Source organism: Vibrio sp. 05-20-BW147 (genome assembly GCF_013369385.1).
Lineage (GTDB): Bacteria > Pseudomonadota > Gammaproteobacteria > Enterobacterales > Vibrionaceae > Vibrio > Vibrio floridensis.
This window is the reverse complement of sequence record NZ_SZTO01000017.1, coordinates 33,496-54,343: the sequence shown is the minus strand read 5'-3', so window position 1 is coordinate 54,343 and position 20,848 is coordinate 33,496. Positions and strand designations below refer to the sequence as shown.

Annotated in this window: 22 protein-coding genes; 16 read left to right on the top strand and 6 right to left on the bottom strand. The window is 49.8% G+C overall.

The window, feature by feature from the left end:
- Nucleotides 1-96: 96 nt before the first annotated feature.
- Entirely contained in the window at nucleotides 97-411 is a 315-nt protein-coding gene (gene cyaY, locus FC652_RS15400; RefSeq protein ID WP_011079140.1) for an iron donor protein CyaY, read from the bottom strand.
- Between cyaY and FC652_RS15395 the strand changes: the two genes are divergently transcribed.
- The 7 genes from FC652_RS15395 to FC652_RS15365 all read left to right on the top strand — a co-directional run bounded on the left by FC652_RS15395 (nucleotide 391) and on the right by FC652_RS15365 (nucleotide 7,772).
- Entirely contained in the window at nucleotides 391-603 is a 213-nt protein-coding gene (locus FC652_RS15395; protein ID WP_039552105.1) for a lipoprotein, read from the top strand. The genes cyaY and FC652_RS15395 overlap by 21 nt on opposite strands.
- A 48-nt stretch (nucleotides 604-651) precedes the next feature.
- Complete coding sequence (gene lysA, locus FC652_RS15390; protein ID WP_176299292.1) at nucleotides 652-1,905, top strand: diaminopimelate decarboxylase; 1,254 nt, start codon at nucleotides 652-654, stop codon at nucleotides 1,903-1,905.
- Nucleotides 1,906-1,915: 10 nt separating this feature from the next.
- Nucleotides 1,916-2,746: a diaminopimelate epimerase gene (dapF, locus tag FC652_RS15385; RefSeq protein ID WP_176299291.1), complete on the top strand. Its 831-nt coding sequence runs from the start codon at nucleotides 1,916-1,918 to the stop codon at nucleotides 2,744-2,746.
- Nucleotides 2,747-2,819: 73 nt separating this feature from the next.
- Nucleotides 2,820-3,521, top strand: coding sequence for a DUF484 family protein (locus FC652_RS15380; RefSeq protein WP_176299290.1), 702 nt, complete (start codon nucleotides 2,820-2,822; stop codon nucleotides 3,519-3,521).
- Nucleotides 3,490-4,440: a tyrosine recombinase XerC gene (gene xerC / locus FC652_RS15375; RefSeq protein ID WP_176299289.1), complete on the top strand. Its 951-nt coding sequence runs from the start codon at nucleotides 3,490-3,492 to the stop codon at nucleotides 4,438-4,440. The genes FC652_RS15380 and xerC overlap by 32 nt, the downstream gene beginning before the upstream one ends.
- Nucleotides 4,437-5,153 carry a 5-amino-6-(5-phospho-D-ribitylamino)uracil phosphatase YigB gene (gene yigB, locus FC652_RS15370; protein ID WP_176299288.1) on the top strand — a complete coding sequence of 239 codons (717 nt, stop codon included), beginning with the start codon at nucleotides 4,437-4,439 and terminating at the stop codon, nucleotides 5,151-5,153. The genes xerC and yigB overlap by 4 nt, the downstream gene beginning before the upstream one ends.
- Nucleotides 5,154-5,282: 129 nt before the next feature.
- Nucleotides 5,283-7,772: an EAL domain-containing protein gene (locus FC652_RS15365; protein WP_176299319.1), complete on the top strand. Its 2,490-nt coding sequence runs from the start codon at nucleotides 5,283-5,285 to the stop codon at nucleotides 7,770-7,772.
- Between the two features lie 48 nt (nucleotides 7,773-7,820).
- Here FC652_RS15365 and FC652_RS15360 read toward each other — a convergent pair whose 3' ends face one another.
- Both FC652_RS15360 and FC652_RS15355 read right to left on the bottom strand, forming a co-directional pair.
- The gene (locus FC652_RS15360) at nucleotides 7,821-8,426 is read right to left on the bottom strand and encodes a tRNA-uridine aminocarboxypropyltransferase (RefSeq protein ID WP_011079147.1); all 606 of its coding nucleotides are present in this window, start codon (nucleotides 8,424-8,426) and stop codon (nucleotides 7,821-7,823) included.
- Nucleotides 8,423-9,973: a COG3650 family protein gene (locus tag FC652_RS15355; RefSeq protein WP_176299287.1), complete on the bottom strand. Its 1,551-nt coding sequence runs from the start codon at nucleotides 9,971-9,973 to the stop codon at nucleotides 8,423-8,425. The genes FC652_RS15360 and FC652_RS15355 overlap by 4 nt, the downstream gene beginning before the upstream one ends.
- Before the next feature lie 41 nt (nucleotides 9,974-10,014).
- Between FC652_RS15355 and FC652_RS15350 the strand changes: the two genes are divergently transcribed.
- Entirely contained in the window at nucleotides 10,015-10,485 is a 471-nt protein-coding gene (locus FC652_RS15350) for an EVE domain-containing protein (RefSeq protein WP_043877014.1), read from the top strand.
- Between the two features lie 98 nt (nucleotides 10,486-10,583).
- Here the strand turns inward: FC652_RS15350 and FC652_RS15345 are convergent, their stop codons facing one another.
- Entirely contained in the window at nucleotides 10,584-11,414 is an 831-nt protein-coding gene (locus tag FC652_RS15345) for a Cof-type HAD-IIB family hydrolase (RefSeq protein WP_176299286.1), read from the bottom strand.
- 180 nt (nucleotides 11,415-11,594) lie between these two features.
- Nucleotides 11,595-12,593: an alpha/beta fold hydrolase gene (locus tag FC652_RS15340; RefSeq protein WP_176299285.1), complete on the bottom strand. Its 999-nt coding sequence runs from the start codon at nucleotides 12,591-12,593 to the stop codon at nucleotides 11,595-11,597.
- 63 nt (nucleotides 12,594-12,656) lie between these two features.
- On the opposite strand from FC652_RS15340, the gene rhtB reads away from it, so the two are divergent.
- From rhtB to FC652_RS15305, 7 genes are all read left to right on the top strand, one after another.
- Complete coding sequence (rhtB, locus tag FC652_RS15335) at nucleotides 12,657-13,274, top strand: homoserine/homoserine lactone efflux protein (RefSeq protein WP_176299284.1); 618 nt, start codon at nucleotides 12,657-12,659, stop codon at nucleotides 13,272-13,274.
- A gap of 51 nt (nucleotides 13,275-13,325) precedes the next feature.
- Complete coding sequence (locus FC652_RS15330; RefSeq protein WP_176299283.1) at nucleotides 13,326-14,549, top strand: EAL and HDOD domain-containing protein; 1,224 nt, start codon at nucleotides 13,326-13,328, stop codon at nucleotides 14,547-14,549.
- 110 nt (nucleotides 14,550-14,659) lie between these two features.
- Nucleotides 14,660-14,995, top strand: a complete 336-nt coding sequence (locus FC652_RS15325; protein WP_176299282.1) for a metalloregulator ArsR/SmtB family transcription factor — start codon at nucleotides 14,660-14,662, stop codon at nucleotides 14,993-14,995.
- A gap of 29 nt (nucleotides 14,996-15,024) precedes the next feature.
- Nucleotides 15,025-16,026 carry an ArsJ-associated glyceraldehyde-3-phosphate dehydrogenase gene (locus tag FC652_RS15320; protein WP_176299281.1) on the top strand — a complete coding sequence of 334 codons (1,002 nt, stop codon included), beginning with the start codon at nucleotides 15,025-15,027 and terminating at the stop codon, nucleotides 16,024-16,026.
- A complete protein-coding gene (locus tag FC652_RS15315; RefSeq protein ID WP_176299280.1) occupies nucleotides 16,026-16,535 on the top strand; it encodes a dual specificity protein phosphatase family protein in 510 nt (169 codons plus the stop codon). The genes FC652_RS15320 and FC652_RS15315 overlap by 1 nt, the downstream gene beginning before the upstream one ends.
- A 67-nt stretch (nucleotides 16,536-16,602) precedes the next feature.
- Nucleotides 16,603-17,820, top strand: a complete 1,218-nt coding sequence (gene arsJ, locus FC652_RS15310; protein WP_176299318.1) for an organoarsenical effux MFS transporter ArsJ — start codon at nucleotides 16,603-16,605, stop codon at nucleotides 17,818-17,820.
- A gap of 99 nt (nucleotides 17,821-17,919) precedes the next feature.
- Nucleotides 17,920-18,933, top strand: a complete 1,014-nt coding sequence (locus FC652_RS15305) for an acyltransferase (RefSeq protein WP_176299279.1) — start codon at nucleotides 17,920-17,922, stop codon at nucleotides 18,931-18,933.
- Here the strand turns inward: FC652_RS15305 and FC652_RS15300 are convergent.
- Nucleotides 18,930-19,259, bottom strand: a complete 330-nt coding sequence (locus FC652_RS15300; protein WP_011079159.1) for a DUF2500 domain-containing protein — start codon at nucleotides 19,257-19,259, stop codon at nucleotides 18,930-18,932. The genes FC652_RS15305 and FC652_RS15300 overlap by 4 nt on opposite strands.
- Before the next feature lie 235 nt (nucleotides 19,260-19,494).
- On the opposite strand from FC652_RS15300, the gene FC652_RS15295 reads away from it, so the two are divergent.
- Nucleotides 19,495-19,863, top strand: a complete 369-nt coding sequence (locus FC652_RS15295) for a DUF4145 domain-containing protein (protein ID WP_176299278.1) — start codon at nucleotides 19,495-19,497, stop codon at nucleotides 19,861-19,863.
- Nucleotides 19,864-20,848 lie beyond the last annotated feature (985 nt).

Sequence of the window (20,848 nt, the reverse complement as noted above, 5' to 3'; positions counted from 1 at the left end):
TTAACGATAGCTACGCGTCTTACTCTACTCGAAACACAAAGAGCACCGAAAGGTGCTCTTTGTGTTTGTGCGTTGCTGGTGTGAGACGACGTTGGTTTAAGCCCAATCGATCGATTCACCCGCGTGCTTTTCACACTCTTGTTTGACCATGTGTGCAAACTCAACGCCAGTCTTGGAGCAAATCCACTGACCCGCTTTGTATTGGAAGTGGAAACCGCCGGATTTCGAGGCTAACCAAATTTCTTGCATCGGCTCTTGGCGATTGATGATGATTTGGCTGCGGTCATCAAATTCTAACGTCATCACGTTGCCCGTGGTTTCGTAATCGATGTCTGCGCCTGATTCATCAATCGCTTCTTCAATGAGTTGCAGCTCGTTATCCACTAGTTGATGAAATTCAGTATTGTTCATCCTATCTATCCTATTGCTTTTCCTGAGTGTGGTGCGATTATAGGGGGCATTGAATCAATAATCACGATATGCAAAATGAAAAAAATACTTACTGTGCTGTTAACCTTGTCGGTAGCGCTCTTGGCCGGATGTGGTCAATCGGGCGCTTTGTACATTCCAGATGACGCTCAACAATCTGAGCAATCACAGTAGGCATCGCAACTGATTTAGCAGTCGACCATATTATAAGGGAAGTGAATTTTGGATTATTTCAATTATCAGGACGATGGTCAGCTCTGGGCGGAAGAGGTTTCCTTAACCAGTCTGGCTGAGCAGTACGGCACACCTCTGTATGTTTATTCGCGTGCGACGCTAGAGCGTCACTGGCATGCGTTTGACCGCTCGGTAGAAGGGCATCCTCACCTGGTTTGTTATGCGGTGAAAGCCAACTCGAACCTGGGGGTACTGAACACCTTGGCGCGATTAGGCTCTGGTTTTGACATCGTATCCGGTGGTGAATTGGAGCGGGTGTTGGCCGCTGGCGGCGACCCACGTAAAGTGGTGTTCTCTGGTGTGGGCAAAACCGAAGCGGAAATGCGCCGTGCGCTTGAACTCAACATCAAGTGCTTTAACGTCGAATCGGAACCTGAACTTGAGCGTTTGAACCGCGTTGCGGGAGAGTTAGGTGTGAAAGCGCCAATCTCACTACGCATTAATCCCGATGTGGACGCCAAGACCCATCCTTATATCTCGACTGGTTTGCGTGACAACAAGTTTGGTATTGCGTTTGATCGCGCGCCTGCGGTATACCAATTTGCCCAAAGCCTAGCAAACCTTAACGTCCAAGGTATCGACTGCCATATCGGCTCGCAGCTTACTGCGATTGACCCATTTATCGATGCGACCGATCGCCTGCTGGCTTTGATCGATCACTTAAAAGAGCAAGGCATCAACATTCGTCACCTTGATGTGGGTGGTGGCCTTGGCGTGGTCTACCGCAACGAATTGCCGCCTCAGCCTTCTGAATACGCTAAAGCGCTGTTGGGGCGTTTAGAAAATCACCAAGATTTGGAACTGATTTTTGAACCAGGACGTGCGATTGCTGCGAACGCAGGCGTATTGCTGACCAAAGTAGAATTTCTCAAGCACACCGAACACAAAAATTTCGCCATCATTGATGCAGCGATGAACGATTTGATGCGCCCTGCGCTGTACCAAGCGTGGCAAGACATTGTGCCCGTTCAGCCGCGTCAAGGCGAAGCGGTGACTTATGACTTAGTTGGGCCAATTTGTGAAACCGGTGACTTCCTCGGTAAAGACCGTTCACTGGTGTTGGCAGAGAACGATTTGCTAGCGGTTCGCAGTGCGGGCGCTTATGGCTTTGTCATGTCGTCCAACTACAACACTCGTGCGCGTGCGGCGGAAGTGATGGTGGATGGCAAACAGCATTATCTGGTACGCCAGCGCGAAGAATTGCGTAGCTTGTGGGAACTAGAACACATTCTTCCGGAGTAACGAGCTTTTTATGCATTTCCATTTTTCTAAAATGCACGGTTTGGGTAACGACTTTATGGTGGTCGACTGCATTACTCAAAACGTTTACTTCTCTCAAGAGCTGATCCGCCGTTTGGCGGATCGTCATACTGGCGTTGGTTTTGACCAACTGCTGGTGGTGGAAGCACCTTACGATCCTGAGACGGATTTCCACTATCGTATTTTCAATGCTGATGGCAGTGAAGTGGAACAGTGTGGCAATGGCGCGCGCTGTTTTGCTCGCTTTGTTCGCATGAAAGGGCTGACCAATAAATACAGCATCAGTGTCAGCACCAAGAAAGGCAAAATGATTCTTGATGTGGAAGAAGACGATGAAATCACCGTTAACATGGGTGTGCCAGAGTTTGAACCGAACAAAATCCCTTTCCGCGCCAAGCAAAAAGAGAAAACCTACATTATGCGTGTTGGCGAAAAAACGCTGTTTTGCGGTGCGGTGAGCATGGGCAATCCACATGTCGTGACAGTGGTGGATGACGTTGATAGCGCGGAAGTGGAGACGTTAGGTCCATTGCTTGAATCGCATGAGCGTTTCCCTGAGCGCGTCAATGCCGGATTTATGCAAGTGGTCAATCGTGAACAGATTCGCCTGCGCGTGTATGAGCGTGGTGCGGGTGAAACGCAGGCTTGTGGCAGCGGCGCGTGTGGCGCGGTGGCGGTCGGCATCTTACAAGGCTTGTTGGATGAAAACGTCACCGTGAGTTTGCCTGGCGGCGATTTGCTCATTCACTGGAAGGGGCCTGGTACGCCACTTTATATGACGGGACCTGCGACCCATGTATTTGATGGTCAGCTGTCTTGCTAGAACCCACGGATTCTAGCCACCGCGGGTGATGAGTTTTCATCACCTTGCATGAGTTATCGTTTGAGGAAATGTTTTGTCTTACCCTGAAGCCGATGCTCTGACCGCCGAAGTGGTGGCGGAGTATCTTCAAGATCATGCCGATTTTTTTGTTCATCGTCCGGAGTTGGTCGACCGCTTGAACTTTCCGCACCCGGAACAAGGGACAGTATCGCTTGTCCACATTCAACTGAACCGTCAACGCCAACGTATTGAAGCATTGGAAGAAGAGATCACGACCTTGATGTCTTTGGCGGCGAACAACGATCGCACCTTTTATGAGTTCATGGACCTGCAAGAGCAGATCCTGCGTTGTCGCGATTTTCAGCAAGTGGTGAAGGCGATAGAGCTCAAAGCGCATGAACTCGGTTTGGTGGCCTATGTACGTTTGTTGAACCAATGTGAAGCGAAGCACCAACTGAGTTTGGAAAATTACCAGCGTTTTGCCACCAACCATCTCAATGGCAAATCGGCGTATTTGGGTCGTCTGCGCAATGCTGATCGCGAAGCGCTGTTTGGTGATTTGCCCGTACCAGAAATGGGCTCTTACGTGGTCTTGCCGCTAGTGAAGCAACATCCCCTTGGTTTGCTGGCGTTTTCCAGTGCCGATGGGGGTCATTTCCAACCGGAGATGGATACCTTGTTCCTTCGTCACCTCTCGTTAGTGGTGGCCCATTTAGCTCAAACCCTTGCTTGGCAATTGCAGCATGACGACAGCGTCAAACACACCACTGCCTAGTGGCCTGAGAAAGCCGCTTGATCAGTTCTATGAGTACTTGCGTGCGGAAAAGGGCTTAAGCCTGCACACCCAGCGCAACTACAAGCAGCAACTGGAAACCATGGCGGAACACTTGCACAGTATGGGGCTGAAAGCGTGGCCGCAAGTCGACGCAGGTTGGGTACGCCAACTAGCGGGCAAAGGGATGCGCGAGGGGATGAAGGCGAGCAGCATCGCGACGCGTCTGTCTTCGCTGCGCAGCTTCTTCGACTTTTTGATTTTGCGTGGCATCCTCACGGCCAATCCAGCCAAAGGGGTTTCGGCTCCGCGCAAAAAACGTCCTCTGCCCAAAAACCTCGATGTTGATGAAGTGAATCAACTGCTCGACGTGAATGAGGATGATCCGCTGGCCATCCGTGATCGCGCCATCATGGAGTTGATGTACGGTGCGGGATTGCGCTTGGCCGAATTGGTCGATATCGATGTACGTGATGTGCATTTGCGCAGTGGTGAAATTCGCGTGATCGGTAAAGGCAACAAAGAACGCAAAGTGCCTTTTGCAGGTATGGCGGTCGAGTGGGTTGGAAAATGGTTAAAAGTGCGCAGTGGTTTGGCGGACCCAAGTGAGCCGGCGTTGTTTGTCTCGAAGCTGGGCTCGCGTATTTCCCATCGCAGTGTGCAAAAGCGCATGGCCGAATGGGGCCAAAAACAGGCCGTGGCCAGCCACATTACGCCGCATAAACTGCGTCACTCATTTGCTACGCACATTCTCGAATCGAGCAATAACCTGCGTGCGGTGCAAGAATTACTTGGCCACGAAAACATTTCGACCACGCAAATCTATACTCACCTCGATTTCCAACATTTGGCCGATGTGTATGATCAAGCGCACCCAAGGGCGCGTAAAAAATCTTCTCAACACAAAGAGGAAGATGAATGAAACACTACCGCCCGCTGCAGCCGATCGCGGCAATGACCTTCGACTTAGACGATACCTTGTATGATAACCGTCCGGTGATTGAACGCTTGGAGCGTGAGGTGCTGGCGTGGCTCGCCGCGCAGCATCCTGCGACACAAGTGATGAGTCATAGCGATTGGTCTCAGTTAAAGCGTGAAGTGGCGGCAAGCTCCCCGCAATTGCGCAGTGATGTGACGCAGCTGCGTCATCAGCAACTGACCCAGGCGTTTTTGCGTCTTGGGTACGATGTGGCGGCGGCGAAGCAAGCGGCGGATGAGGGGGTTGCGGTGGCGTTGTATTGGCGCAGCCAGTTGGTGGTGCCATCCGAAACGCACCGTGTCATGAGATTATTGGCGGACAAACTGCCTTTAGTGGCGATCACTAATGGTAACGTGGATGTCGCGGCGATCGGCCTGGATGGCTACTTTCAAGCCATCTTAAAAGCCGGTCCTGATGGGGTGGCTAAACCAGCGAGCGATCTGTTCCAGCGTGCGGAGCAGATCTTGCAGTTGCCGGCGCAGCGCATTCTCCATGTTGGCGACCACTTACTCTCGGATGTACATGGTGCCAATTTACATGGTTTTATGTCGTGCTGGATCAATCCAAAGCAGATCAATCTACGTCAGCAAGCCAAAGCAAAAACACTTCCTAATTTAGAAATCAATGAATTAAGTCAGTTGTTACTACTTTTGTAAGCCCGCTCTCAATCCTATCAATCTTCCCTGCATAACGCTGGTTTTGCTGAAAAAAGCATCATAAATTAGAATTCTCATAATTGGAACATGCAGGGTTTGCGCCCATTTGACGTCGGGGTTGATACGGATATGCAGACTTTCTCGTTCTGGGTCGAGGATCTTGCGCAGTTACAAGCGATGACCGCCGGTTATCGCTGGGACGCGCACAATGCCTATTTGGTGCAGATTTTCTCCACTCAGACGGCTTTTATCACACAGGGATACGCTCGGCATCTGCTGGCGCATTTGCCGAATGTGGACATCATAGGCCACAGTACGCAGCACACCATTCGAGGCGGTGAAATTTTAACCGGCGGTTGCTTGGTGGTGATCGCGGAATTTTGTCACACCACACTGACTTCGGCAGTGGTGGCCTATTCGGGATCCGCAGAGCTGGATGGTTATGATTTACGCCAAGCATTGCAATTAACCCCCACCAGCCGAGCGGTGATCAGCTTTTCCGTGCAAGTGGAACGGCAAGATTACCCACTGTACGGCACGTTCAATGATGGCATCGCAACGCCAGTGTGCGGCGGTTTAGCGCAAACTGGTGCTGACGGATGTTGGGTGCTGCACCAAGACCAGCTCTACACGCAAGCGGTGGTGGCCGTGGCTCTGCACAGTGAACAGCTTAAAGTATGGACCAGCGCGTACTCAGAGTGGAACCCGGTTGGTATGTACCATGCCGTTACGGCCGCCGAAGGGCAGCGTCTCATTTCTCTTGGTAATAAGCCAGCCTACGAGGTTTACAAGCGTTATTTGGCCGATGGCCATGAGCTCTCTGCCAGCCATCTGCTCAATTTTCCGCTCTACCGAGAACGAGGCAAACACAAAGAGGTGTGTGCGGTGCGAGAGATCCACAGCGATGGCAGTATCTCTTTCGATAAAACTTGGTCTATCGGCGATCAGGTGCGTTTTTGCTACAACCACCCTTCGTTAACCTTAGAGCAGCTCAAACATGGTGTGGTGGAGCTGGCGCTGCATCAACCGGAAACGGTGTTTATCTACAATTGTGCGTCTCGGCTCGATTTTATCGATGGTTGCCAAGAGGTGGCGCCTTTTCATCAGATCGCGATCAGTCATGGCAGCTACTGCATGGGCGAGCTATATCATGATGGCGTCAAACAAGATCTGTTACACCACAGCTTAACTTACCTTGCGATGCGCGAAAGCGATGAGGTAGCCGAGCTTAAACTGCCCGCTGATGATGTCGACAGCACCATCTCACCGCTGTTTTGTTTGATTCGCAATGCGATTGCCGATCTCGACCAAGTGCAGTCCCATATGGAGTATCAACTGGAGCGGCAAACGCTGAAACTGCAAGAAAGTTATCGCCGTGACAGTCGCACCGGTTTACAAAATCGCATCGCCCTGAAAGAGTATTTGTCGACCATTCGCGATGATGAACATTTGTTGACCTTAAAGCTGCTCAACTTCAGCCACATCAATGAAAAATATGGCTATCAGGTCGGTGATGAGCTGCTGCGTATGTTGTCGGTGAGTTTCTTAACTCGTCTGAGGCGGCGCTTGGGCAAACAAGCGGATATGCAGCTCTACAGCATTGGTGTTGGTGAATGGGCATTTGTCTTTCGTGCTGAAATTTGCGGTGACATCATCAAGCAGCAATTTACCCGTTTTGCCGATGTGATTGAGCAAACCAACTTCGAACCGTCTGGTTTGGAGCAAGTGGATTACCTGTCGATTTCATTGTGTGGTGGCTTAGCCAGTCGGCGAGATTTCCCGCAAGCCAGTGGCGACGAACTGCTGCTCAAAGCGATTGAGGCGCGGCGCGCTGGGGTGCGCAGCAACACCCATATTTGCAATGCCAAAGACATTCAAGTGAGTGACGAGCGACGCAAAGAGCAACTGGCTTGGCTCAGTTGCGTCAGCCGGGCGATTTTGCAGCAAAATATCGTCACGTATGCGCAACCGCTGTTTCACGCCGACGGCACCACACCCTACTCACAAGAATGTTTGGTGCGAATCGTCGAAAACGATGGACGCATTATTTTGCCAGGGCAGTTTTTGCCGATGATTGCCGACACCCACCTCTATACCCGTTTGAGCCGCCATATGATTCAAAGCACCTTGAACTATATGCGAGAGAGAAGCGGGAAGTTTTCGATTAACCTCTCCCCGCAAGATCTGTTGAGCGATAAAACCATGCTGCTGTTGGAAACGGCGATTCGTCAGCTCAATGACCCTAGCCGTATCGGTTTGGAGGTGTTGGAATCGGAGCAGATCAAAGATTATGGCCGCATGATTGAAGTGTGCAGCCATTTCCGTCAGTTGGGGGCGCGCATCATTGTTGACGACTTTGGTTCGGGTTACTCCAACATCGACGAAATTATTAAGCTTGAGCCAGACATCATAAAACTCGATGGCAGTTTGATCCGCAACATCGACCAAGACAGCAAACAGCGCAAGATCGCCAGTCAGTTGGTGCGCTTGTGTCAGGTGCTGGAAGCGAAAACGGTGGCGGAGTTTGTCCACAATCAGCAGGTGTGTGAAATCGCCCAAGACATGGGAGTGGATTACTTACAGGGCTATTATCTCGGCCAGCCAAGTCGCTTATTCTGAGGGGGCGGGTTAGTCCTAGATGGGGCATCAGGGCTAACCTCTGTTTTATTAAGGCTCGCTTTTTAGCGCATGGCCACTGCGATCGGCATGAAACGCCGCCAAATAATGGCGCAGCAGTTCGGTCATTGACGTGGCGTTGTGTGCTTCACCGAGTTGCTTCACTAACTCTGCCGCAATCTCTAAGGTGCACAGATTGCCTTGTTGCTGATTGCGTCTTAGTTGATAGTTCGACGCGCTGTCGCCGTGTAAAGCGAGCTGTGGCAGTGCTTTTAGCCACTCGCTTTTGTTGAGCATCTTTCGTGCTTCCTGCCATGTGGCATCAAGAATGATAAACAGTGGCTGGCGCTGGGTTTGCTGGGCGCGCTCTTTTATTTGAGTCAGGGTGATACTCTGTTCACTGGGGTAGAGCACCACAGGCATAAACTGCGCATCGCTAAGGAGATCCAATAACGCTTGCGGAGGCGCTGCGCGTTGCCAAACGAACTGGCGCACGGGCAAACGGCACCAATGCAGTAATTTCCCGGTATTGGTTTCTCGCTCGACCTCATTGGGGTGCATCAATAGCACCAGTGCGACCTCACTTTGCAGTGATGGAAACTGGTCACACAAGCATTGATAACGTAGCCCACACTGAGGACAGGCTTGTGGCTTCACAGTTTCACCCCTTCGCGTACCGGGCTGATGCCATCGGAGAACAGTTCTACCTGACTGATCTGCTCACCAAGCGCGACAGGCGCAACGCTCGGATTGAGTGTATAGCTAATACCATCATATTGCATCAGGTGTGACTGAGCTTTGGCGCCGCCGCCACTGACGTTGAAGATAAGATCTTGCCAGCCGTGGTTGCGTTGATTGCCGAGGTAAATCGGTGTGTTCACCAAGGTAATGCGGCTATTGAAGCGCCAAGTTTCTTGATGATTTTCAAAAATCAGCAGGGTACACCCACCCGAGCCGCACCAATCCAATTGCGCCAGCAGTTCTTCTTTGCCATCTCCATTGAGATCGTACGTTAGCCAGCGATATTGGTTATTGCTTGGATCGGTTTTGTGCAGACGAAAATACTCACGTATTGCCTGATCAACATCGCGACGAAACTCCGCGCTGGAGGCTACGTTACGGGTGTCTGTGGGAACGGCAGTTTGAGTGGTGATGGGAGCGTCACTCATCATTTCACCTGCGGCGGCGGGATACAAAATCAGCCCCCCTTGAGCAATCGGATAGACCACCTTGCCGACTTTTTCCTTGTCCGCTTTTAGCTGTGAGCCCGTGCGGGTGAAAATGCGTTCGGTGACTAATTTTTGCCCCTGATGATGCGTCATCACGACTTGGATCTGGTTGGGATTGAGTTGCTGCCAGTAGCCTTTTTCCACCAGAGGACGTTCTTCATTGGCATAGAGATAACGCGTTTCAGCGCTGTGGTCTGCGTTGAGCTGCATGTGCACGCTAAAACCGGACGATTGGGTTGAGGTGGCCGTGTACAAACCACGCCAACCGAGCGTGGCATCGATGTTCGAGGTGGTGGCGCAGCCCGATAGCTGAGTATCTTGCCAGTCAAGCGTTGCTTTCCAGCCGTAAAGGCTGTTGCTCATGGTGTCTTTGCACAAATTTTCAGTGAGGAGCAATTGGCCGTCATCAAACTGATACTCGCGTTTGCGGGGGCTGAGTTGGCTGCGGCTAATCGCACGCGTTTGATCTTGTTTGCTCAGTTGCTTGATGGTCAGCTGATTGGCAGCAAAATCGATACGCCAGTTGGGCTCATTACCAAATGCTTGCGTTGGGCGAGCGGCTTGCTCGCAGCGGGTTGGGTTGCTGGCATCGACTAAGTTGAGTTGCTCCACCACAAACAACGCATCGTATTCCGAAGCAAAGCCTTCATCACCGGTGGTTTTTAAATGGCCGATCACTTCGCCATACATGGACTGATAGGGTAGGCTGGTTAGCGCCATCAATTGCTGGCGCTGCTGAGCGCTCAGCTGTAGCCAATATTGCTGCGTACTGCCGCAAGGTGTGATGTATTGCGCTTCATGGCCGACGACCAAACTGCCTGACAGGATAAAGCTCTGTGCGACCACAGACTCTGGCTGGTTGAGATTGGCGGTTGGCAGCACAGGAGCAGATTGAGTGGCGACGGGGGCGCTGGTTGAACACGCTTGTAACAGCAACAGTGTCGATAGGGCGACTGGGTTTTTAAACGTCTTCATGTTATATCTTTCTCCATCTCTAAATCTGCTTGGACCGCATTATGGCATATTGGTTGTTTAAAACTGAACCGGACACCTTTTCTATCGACACTTTACGCGTACAAAAGGTTTCATGTTGGGAGGGGGTGCGAAATTATCAGGCAAGAAATATGCTGCGTGATGAGGTTAAAGAGGGCGATTGGGTGATGATTTACCACTCCTCGTGCAAGCAGGTTGGCGTGGCAGGGATCGCCAAAGTGGTTCGTGAAGCTTACCCCGATCATTTTCAATTTGATGCCAACAGCGACTATTACGACGCGAAATCAACGCCAGAAAACCCGCGTTGGATAATGGTCGATGTGGAATTTGTGCGCAAAACCGAACGAGTGATCCCTTTGGCGGTGTTGAAAGCCATGCCTGAGTTGGAAAACATGCCATTGGTGAAAAAGGGCAATCGCTTGTCGGTGATGCCGGTGACGGAACAAGAATGGCAGGCAATTTTGACCAAAGAAAAACTGCCGAGCCGTCGCTAGCCTTGCCGATGTGCAGCAAGGTTGTCGCAAGTGAGCAGCAGGCAAAAATAAAAACGGGGCAGCGTGGCGCTGCCCCGTGGTCATTGATGGTGCCGTATTTACAGCAGATGCTTTTGCAGATAGTGCGCCACGGCATCGTCGGCATTGCTGCCAATGATTTCGTTGTCTGGCAGGGCTTTCTTCACTTTTTCGTGAGAGGTTTCCATCACCAACCCTTTGCCAGCCATCGACAACATTTCCACGTCGTTCATCCCATCGCCAAAGGCCACACAGTTTTCCAGTGTCAGACCCAGTGATTCTGCGACCGCTTTCAGCGCGTCCCCTTTTGACACTTCCGCAGCCATCACTTCCAAACACCAAGGCGTTGAGAAGGCAATATTGAGTTGATCGCCAAAGGCTTCACGCAACTGGTTTTCAAAGCCAACCAGATGCTCGTGATCTTGCTCTGGATGGGTGAAGAAGATTTTTGCAATGCCGTCAGTCGGTGCGTTGTCGATATCGTAAACCTTATAGGTAAAGCCCGTCTCTTCATGGAACTTGCGCATCACTTCGTCTTCACGGTTGAGGCGCCAGTCTTCGTTTTGGTAAAGATGAACGAAGATCTCAGGGTCTTGTTTGACAATATCAATCACCGGCTGCACAAGCTCGGCCGGAACATTTTTGCTGTACATCAGTTGGTCATGCTGGTCATGAACACGAGCACCGTTTGAGGTGATCATGTAGGCGGGAATGCCCACTTGAGCGCGAATGCCTGCCACATCGACATGGTGACGGCCAGTGGCGAAAATAAAGGTGTAACCTTGCTCATGCAGTGCTTTGAGCGTCTGCTTAGCGAATTCGCTAAGTTGGTGATTCGGTGCCAGCAGCGTGCCATCCAGATCGGAAGCAACGATTTTGGTGATCTCTTTATTTGGCAAGCTCGCAGTCATACGGCCCTCTTATGTCAGTCGGATGTGGTTAGGAAACAGGAATAAAAAGCTGCTCATGAAAATCACTCAGAGCAGCAAAAGTGACACAACGCTTATCCAACTTGGATGTTTGAACGAGCGATGTTCACCAGGGGGATAAGCGCCAGTGTATGTGAAAAGTGCAGAGAAAAAGAGGGTAAATTAAGCGTGTGTGCTTTCCTCTTTCTGCAAAAAGCGGAACATCGTACTGAGTGCTTGGTTGCGGTAGTGGTCTTTTTCAAACAACAATTCATGTTGCGCGCCTTCAATCGTCACCATTTCACTGCGTTTATTGGTTTTGTGCAGTTTTTTGAAAAACTGCGACTGTGCGTGATTGCTGACGATGCGATCGCCCCCCGCTTGCAACAGCAATACCGGAATGGTGAGTTGTCGCGTCAGCAAAATGCACTGTTTGGCGGCCATTAAGCCTTGCCATACCCAACGGGTGCTCGGGCCACCCACTTGCAGCTCGGGCTTGTCGCGATACAACTGTCTAAACCATTGATAACGCGCTTGGCTCTGGCTGAGTGGGTTATCTTCAAAAGGCTTCTCATAGTATCTTTTGTGTCCCGGTGCATAAGTGGGCGTTGGGTAGACGGCGGTGAGAATCTGGCTAACCGCCATGGCTACTGGGCTGATATACCAAGGGAGATCAATACCAAACATCGGCGCACTGAGCACCAACTTATCGAATCCATGTTGCGGGTGGGTTTGTAAGTAGCGCGTGGCCACAGCACCACCCATCGAATGAGAAACAATGTATCTCTGCTGATAAGCGGAGAAATCAAAGTGCGCAATCACCGCTTCCATGTCGAGAATGTAATCATCAAACTCGTAGACGTGACCAATATCAGAGTCTTTCACCAGGCGATCTGATAAACCTTGGCCTCGATGATCGTAGCTGTAGACGTCATAGCCTTGACGGTAGAGATCAAACAGAAGCTCTTGGTACTTCCAAGCCGATTCGATTCTGCCATTGACCACCAGCACTGCCTTTTTGTGTTGTGGGTTGGTCAGCTTACACCAATACAACTGCATCTTATCGCGCGTTTTTAGGAAACCCTCTTGTCGCTGCTGCCAAAGGGCAGCGATCGGGCCACCGATTGCTTGCTCAAATAAAGCCTCTTGCGTATAAGAGAGAGGTGAGCTGTTATTAACCATCAAATAAATACCTGATCATGCGTTCCTGTCGTCAATGATCAGAGAATTATCGGGGAAATGCAAATGGATACCCATGTTTGGCTGGCGTATGTTGTGACCGCCATTGTTTTCAGTTTGGCGCCGGGATCTGGTACGGTCAATTCGATCAGCAACGGCCTCAGTTATGGCACTCGCAAATCATTGGCCTCTATAGTGGGGCTGCAAATCGGTTTGTCCGTGCACATTATTCTGGTTGGGGCGGGCATTGGTGCCCTCGTCGCACAATCGGCGACAGCATTCACGGTGATCAAGTGGGTGGGGGCGGTGTACTTGGTTTGGTTGGGCATTCAAAAATGGCGAGATAGCTCGAGTTTGGTGACGGCTTCACAACAGAAGGCGATTTCAGGTTTTGCTCTGATGCGCAAAGCCGTGTTGATTAACCTCACCAATCCCAAATCGATCGTCTTTCTGGTGGCGCTGTTTCCACAATTTATCGACCCAAGCCAAGATCAAGTGACTCAGTTGGCGGTGCTAGGCATCACGACTGTGGTGATTGATGCGTTTGTGATGCTCGGTTACACCAGTTTGGCCGCTCGATTAGGGCGTTTTGTTCGTTCAGAGCGTGTAATGGTCAAAATAAACAAATTATTTGGTTCAATGTTTATGGGTTGTGGGGCATTATTGGCCGCGGCAAAATCATAACTCCCTTAATAACGGCTTGGTTTAGCGACTAGGCATAAGATAAAGCACGCCATGAACACCACTTACGTTGCTCGACAACCGATTTTTAATCGAAAAAAGCACACCTTAGGTTATGAACTTTTGTTTCGTGACGGGGAGAAAAATGCCTACCCGACGCACATTGAGTCCAACCGAGCAACGTATCGCCTGATTGTTGAGAATTTCTTGTCGATTGGCACCAATCCAACCATCATTTCCTCACGCTGCTTTATTAACTTTCCTTACCAAACCTTGATTCGCCGTTTGCCGCTAAGTTTGCCCAAGAATAAAGTCGTCATTGAAGTCTTAGAAACCTGTCAACCGACGGATGAGTTGCTTGAGGCTATTCGCGAGCTACACCAATCAGGCTACGTGATCGCGCTCGATGATTTTACCCTAACCCCAGAATGGCGTCGTTTCTTGCCCTATGTGCACATCGTGAAATTGGATGTGATGGCTCTTGGGATGGACAAAGCATGCCTAGTGGTGAAAGAGCATTTAGCACGACGAGTGAAATACCATTTCCTTGCCGAGCGGGTAGAAACCGCGGCCGAGTTTGAGCAAGCAAAACAGGCGGGTTTTAAATTTTTCCAAGGTTATTTCTTTAGTAAACCCGAAATGGTGCAAACTCGCTATGTCAGCCCTGAGCAGGTTGTGGCGTTGGAGCTGTTTCGTGAAGTGTGCAAAAGAGAACCGGATTTTGTTCGAATTGAACAGCTGATTTCGCAAGATGTGGCGCTATCCTACAAGCTGCTGCGTTTTGTCAATACTCAGTCAACTCGTTTGGAAGTGGCAATAAGCTCATTTCGCCAAGCGCTGATTTACCTAGGGCAAGACAAGTTGAAAATGTTCGTCTCTTTGGTGGTGGCGTCTTACATCTCAACCAACAAGCCACGCGAGTTGTTTAACTTGTCACTGCAACGTGCCCAGTTTTGTGAACTGATGTCGCGTCGTCTGCCATTTAGTAAGCACAACGAGCAAGGCTTTATGATTGGGTTGTTGTCGATTCTTGACGCGATGATGGATCTGTCGGTGGAGTCTTTGGTCAACGATCTGCCATTGAGCGAAATCGCGAAACAGGCATTGCTGTGCCGTGGTGGTGCCTACGGGGCATTAATTGCGCTGGAAGAGTGCTTCGAACAAGCCGATTGGCATGGCATTGAACAGCTATGCGTTAAGCTAGGCCTCTCGGTGGAAGATGTGCGCTACGAACTGGTCGAAGCGCAGCGTTGGTCGCAGGAGTTCACCCAGATTTAATCCAGTCAGCACCGCGCAATATGAATTTTTGATGACAACTGAGCCGACGCGTTGACGTCGGCTTTGTTTTTTTACAATATATTCGCATATCCATATATAGGAATGTAAACATGCTGCCACACCAGTTTTTTAAACTGCTTTCTGATGAAACTCGCGTTCGTTGCCTGATGCTGGTGGCTCGTGAAGGCAAGATTTGTGTTGGAGAGCTCACTTATGCCTTGCAAGAGAGCCAGCCGAAAGTCTCTCGTCATTTGGCACAGCTGCGAGCCAGCGGAGTGTTGGTGGATGAAAGACAGGGTCAATGGGTCTTTTATCGCCTCTCCGAACAGTTGCCTGGTTGGATGAAAAAAATGGTCGATGACTTGATTGCTTCCAACTGTTTAAAGCAAGTTTATCAACAAGATATTGCGCGCCTGCATCAGCAAGATCGTGTGGCGTGCTGTTAAATTGAAATTGAATCATTAGGGAATAGACCATGACTATCAAAGTGGGAATTAACGGATTTGGCCGTATTGGCCGCTTGGCAATGCGCGCGGCCTTTGATTGGCCAGAATTGGAGTTTGTTTTAATTAATGATGTGGCGGGGGATGCCACCACATTGGGCCACCTACTGGAGTTCGATTCAGTACAAGGGCGCTGGCACCACGAGGTGACTGTGCAAGGCCAGCAATTGCACATCAATGATCACGTGATTGAAACCACTCAACAGCGTGACATCAGTGCAGTGGATTGGTCGGGTTGTGATGTGGTGATTGAAGCGACCGGCGTGCATCGCAAAAGCAGCTTCCTCAATCAATACCTCGAGCAAGGCGTGAAACGTGTGGTGGTCAGCGCTCCAGTGAAAGAAGAAGGCATTGCCAATATTGTGGTGGGTGTGAATGACGAGATCTTCAACCCAGAGCAGCACCGCATTGTGACCGCAGCCTCGTGCACCACCAACTGCATTGCGCCAGTGGTGAAAGTGATTCACGAGAAACTCGGTATCGAACAAGCATCATTTACCACTATCCACGATCTCACCAACACGCAAACCATTCTTGATGCGCCGCACAAAGATTTGCGTCGTGCCCGTGCCTGCGGCATGAGCTTGATCCCGACAACCACAGGCAGTGCCACGGCGATTGTGGAAATTTTCCCAGAATTGAAAGATCGCATTAACGGTCACGCGGTGCGCGTGCCTCTAGCGAATGCCTCACTGACCGATATTATTTTTGATGTGAAGCGTGACACCACTGCTGAAGAGGTCAACGCATTACTCAAAGAAGCCTCGCAAGGGGAGTTAAACGGCATTCTCGGCTTTGAAGAGCGCCCATTGGTGTCGATTGATTATCGTGGCGACCAACGCTCAACTATCGTCGATGCCCTCTCTACCATGGTGGTGGGTACGCGCATGGTGAAGATTTACGCTTGGTATGACAACGAAATGGGCTACGCGACCCGTACCGCAGAGCTTGTGCGTAAAGTAGGAGCGGCATAATGGCAACGTCAATCACCTACCACCCTGTTTGGCAATTGGACCTACCGTCTGGCGCATTGGTCTTAACACCTTGCCCTGGTACCAAAGGGGTCGATTTACGTTCGTCATTGCAACAGTTGGCGGACAGCGGTGTACAAGCCGTTGTGACGGCGCTGGGCGATGCGGAACTGGCGAGTAAAGAGGTCGCAGAGCTTGGCCCGTTGGTCGTCGAGCTCGGCATGCGTTGGTATCAAATCGAAATCGAAGATGACTGCGCGCCAGATGAGACCTTCGCCGTGCATTGGCAGCAAGCCAGCCCAGAGCTGCAAGCCATTCTCCGTGATGGTGGCAAAGTGGCGCTGCACTGCATGGGCGGCTCCGGTCGCACCGGATTGTTCGCCGCCCATTTGCTGCTAGAGCAAGGCTGGGCATTGGACGACATTATCCGTGAAGTGCAAGCGTTGAGACCCGGCGCCTTCACGCGAGAAGTGCAGTTGAGCTACATCGAATCTGTGGCAAACGCACAGTGAGCAGCCATTAGAGCTTTTGGATCATCATGATCCAAAAGCTTGTTAACCTGTACACAGAGGGCTAATGATGATCGCTCAACTGAGCAAAAGTGTCCGCCAATACATGCTGGTCACGTTTAACTATTGGAACTTTACCTTAACCGATGGGGCACTGCGCATGCTGGTGGTGCTCTATTTCCACGACCTTGGCTACTCGGCGCTGGCGATTGCCTCGCTGTTTTTGTTTTACGAGTTTTTTGGCGTGGTGACCAACCTGATTGGTGGATGGTTGGGGGCAAGGCTCGGGCTCAACAAGACCATGAACATCGGCTTGGCCATGCAAATCATTGCGTTGTTGATGTTGGCTGTCCCCGCCGCTTGGCTGACAATTCCTTGGGTGATGGCCGCGCAAGCACTTTCTGGTATTGCCAAAGATTTGAATAAGATGAGTGCCAAAAGCGCCATCAAAACCTTGGTACCGGACGAGCAGCAAGGCGCATTGTTCAAGTGGGTGGCCATTCTGACGGGTTCGAAGAATGCCTTAAAAGGGGCGGGCTTTTTCCTCGGTGGTCTCTTATTGGCTGTCCTCGGTTTTCAATACGCGGTACTCGTCATGGCGGGGGTACTCACCCTAGTGTTGATTGGCAGTTTGCTTAGCCTAGAGTCGGAGATGGGCAAAGCGAAAAACAAGCCGAAGTTTAATGAGATTTTCTCCAAATCGGCGCCTGTCAACATTCTCTCAGCAGCTCGCCTCTTTCTCTTTGGTGCGCGAGATGTCTGGTTTGTGGTGGCACTGCCCGTTTACCTTGGCAGCGTATTTGGCTGGGATCATCTTTGGGTCGGTGGTTTTCTTGCCTTATGGGTCATGGGGTATGGCGTTGTGCAAGGCATCGCGCCGCGCATTACAGGGAAGGCGCAAGGTCGAGTGCCGGATGGTCACAGTGCTTTTTACTGGGCCGCGTTATTGGCATTTCTAACAGGAGCCATTGCCTATGCGGTGCAACAAGCGTGGCATCCTCAGCAAGTGATCGTGATTGGCCTGTTGCTATTTGGGGCGGTGTTTGCGATTAACTCCTCCCTTCACTCTTATCTGATTGTCAGTTATGCCAAAGGCGATGGCGTCTCATTGGATGTGGGTTTTTACTATATGGCCAATGCCATGGGCCGTTTGATCGGCACAGTATTGTCGGGGGGGATCTATCAAGAATTCGGTTTGGCTGCTTGCTTGTGGGTCTCTTGCTTCTTCTTGGTTTTAACGACGTTAATTTCAATCAAGCTCCCTCGCTTTGCAGCGAAAACCGCCTGATCGCAGTGTGTGAATTCTAACCAAAAGCTGACGCATGATGTCATGTGTCAGCTTTTTTTATTGCTATAGTCAAAGCCATGAAAAGCAAGAGGATAGAGAATGCGCGAAAGAGTTCAGTTTTTTGATTTGCTACGATGTGTCGCGGCGGTGGCCGTGATCGCCATTCATGTGCTTGCGCCTTATCGTCATGAGTTAGGGGCGATTCCTTTTGATCAGTGGGTGACGGCCGTTGGCATCAATGGCATTTCTCGTTGGGCGGTACCGGTTTTTATTCTTATCACTGGCGCCCTGATGCTCAGTGACACTCGGCCATTTGATCTGCCTTATTATGCTCGTCGTCGTTTAGGTAAGGTGCTGATCCCTTTTCTCTTTTGGTCGTTGTTCTATGCGCTCCTCTCCGGCTTGAGTGCGGGCGGTTTTGATAGCAGTAAAGTGACAGAAGTGCTCAGCAACAGCCCAGAGCATGCCACCTATTACCATCTTGGTTTCTTCTATTATTTTATTCCGCTCTATTTTGTGATTCCGATGTTCCAGTGGCTTGTTCGCCAGCAACGTCAGGACATCCTCTATCTCTTTACCGCGTTATGGTTGTTCACCACTGTGTTGTATCTGGCGGGTATCGATGGCCCTTGGAGCTACGGGCTATGGCTGTACAGTGGCTACCTTCCTCTTGGCTATCTGCTCTTTAGCAAAGTCCCGAATCAACGCTCAGTGGTCGTTGGGGCGGTGCTGCTGGGGGGAATGGCATTGGCTGCCACGGTGATTATGGTGGTGAGTAATAGCCTTGCTGCAGGGGAATACACCGTTGGGCGTTGGCTGTCGTATAAAACCATCAATGTGGTATTGGCGGCATCGATGGTGTTTGTGCTGTGTCGCTCTGTGGGCGAGCGGTTGTCGGCTCAATGGCAAAAGTGGGTGGCGTTGATCAGCCGCCACAGTTTAGGCATCTATTTATTGCATCCTATTTTTCTATGGCCAATGAAAGAGTTGGGTTGGTATCAGGGTCATCCTGCGTGGGTCATCCCGTTATGGGTCGTGCTGAGTGGGGCGGGTGCCTTAGCGTTGAGTTACCTATTCTCGCTCTCCGCTAAGACACGTTGGTTATTGCCTTAGCGCTTCAGGGCAAAATGAAGAAACTTATCGCCCTTGTAGGTGAGTTCCCCTTTATCGCCGGGGTTAAGAGCGTGGAAATAGTGTACACCAACCTGAAACTCGCGTTTGGGGCCGAGAGCGCCACGTTGTACGTAGATCCAATACTCTTGATCATCTTCACCAGGCTGAGCATCGGCAATAGGGATAACCTGTTTATCAAGCACAGTGACCTGTACTTTTTGTTCTGGGGCGTTATTGCCTTGAATATGAGTACGATAGAAACGAACGAAGAGCCAACCACCAATAGCAATCAATGCGAGTACGGCAAAAACAAAGGAAATAGGCATGATGACCTCCAGTCTGAATGAGTGTCTCATTTTACAGAAGCTAGTTGCCAAACAAGGGGTTGCCAGTAGCGAATCGTGATCTAAAGATAAGAGACGATAAAATTTTCGGCGCATATCACATTCTATATGCGTATGAGAGCACAATTTTGAGCCTATGCGGCTCACTTGGCTCGAAATGTGAATCAAACTGTAGAAGAATAGAATGAAACAAACACTCGAACGAAAGGAGGGCACGATGTCAGAAATCGAACAAGTGGTCACTCGTACCCGTAGATTAGAGACTTTGTTGCGCACTCAATATCATGCTGAAGGTAAAGGGTTGCATCAGCTCGTGACGAGCTGTGAAGAACGTCTGCCACATGACGTGATTGGCAAGCTCCGTTTTATTGCGACGATACGCAATAAAGTCGTGCATGAAGATAATTATCAGTTGGATGATAAAAAGGGCTTTTTGGCGGTGTGCGATGAGTGTGAAAAAGAACTGACACCGAGAAGTGGCCGCTTTATCTGGCGTGTGGCGATTTTATTGATGCTTTCCATGACATTGGGGGCGATGGCTTTTTACTACGCCAACTGGGACGTACTTAGCCAGCATTTTAAATAACGCTCAACTGGGAAAAATGAAATGAGGCAATCCACGGAGTGCGCCGTGAAGTGTAGGGTGAGGGGATGCTCTTGCCATGTCTAATCGTTGTATGGGCGTATGAAAGACAATAAAAAAAACGGGATGCGAAAGCATCCCGTTTTTTATTTAGATTCTGAAACTTAGTACATCATTGGTAGTGTCATTAAACCAACGATAACTGCGATCATTACCAGTCCTTGCTTTTGAGAAGAAGACATCACAACACTACCTCCATAAACGGTTGATGAACTCTATGAACGCAATATAGCATCGTTTTTAAGGCGTGATCAATAGATCGTTAGTAATCTCTTTGAAAAAATAAGATAACTTTGTGTTTTTGTCGGTTTGTTGGTAATTAAACAGTGTTTTTTGGGTGCTTTTAAATTGCGCTAATTTTTGTGTTTTAGTAAATTGTTGTTTTAAGTTTATGTTTTTAATTGTTTTTTTATTAATGTGATATTGCTCAAATAGTGTTTAGTGCTCTTTGTTTGGTTTTGGTTTGTCCTGCGGCTTTTATTGCTAAATAGTCGGTCTTTTCGATTGGTTTTTTCGAGGTTGTAGAAAGTCAATAGAGGCTGCGTAGGGGTTTTATCATTGGATGAGAAAACAATGATGTGATTAGTGGTCTATTCTGGTTGTACCAGCTCGAGGGGTGGTTTTCTTTTGCTTTAATATTTAACTTGTTGATTTTATTTGTTTTGTTTCTATTCTGTTTTGTTTTTTAATTTTGTTTTTTCAGTCTATTGTTATTCATTACCGCTGATAATGTCCGGCTTATTTTCCTTTGAGTGAGTTTAACGTTTGCTTTCTGCTTTTTATCACGTTTTTTATCTAGGGGGTCTGAATTTAAAACGTATTGTCGTGATCCGATACCGTAAAATAGTGGTTTTTCTCTAAGCTATGGCTTACCTCACAATAAGCAGTGAATCGCTATCAAGATCGAACTTTCGCCCTCTGCCGCTTT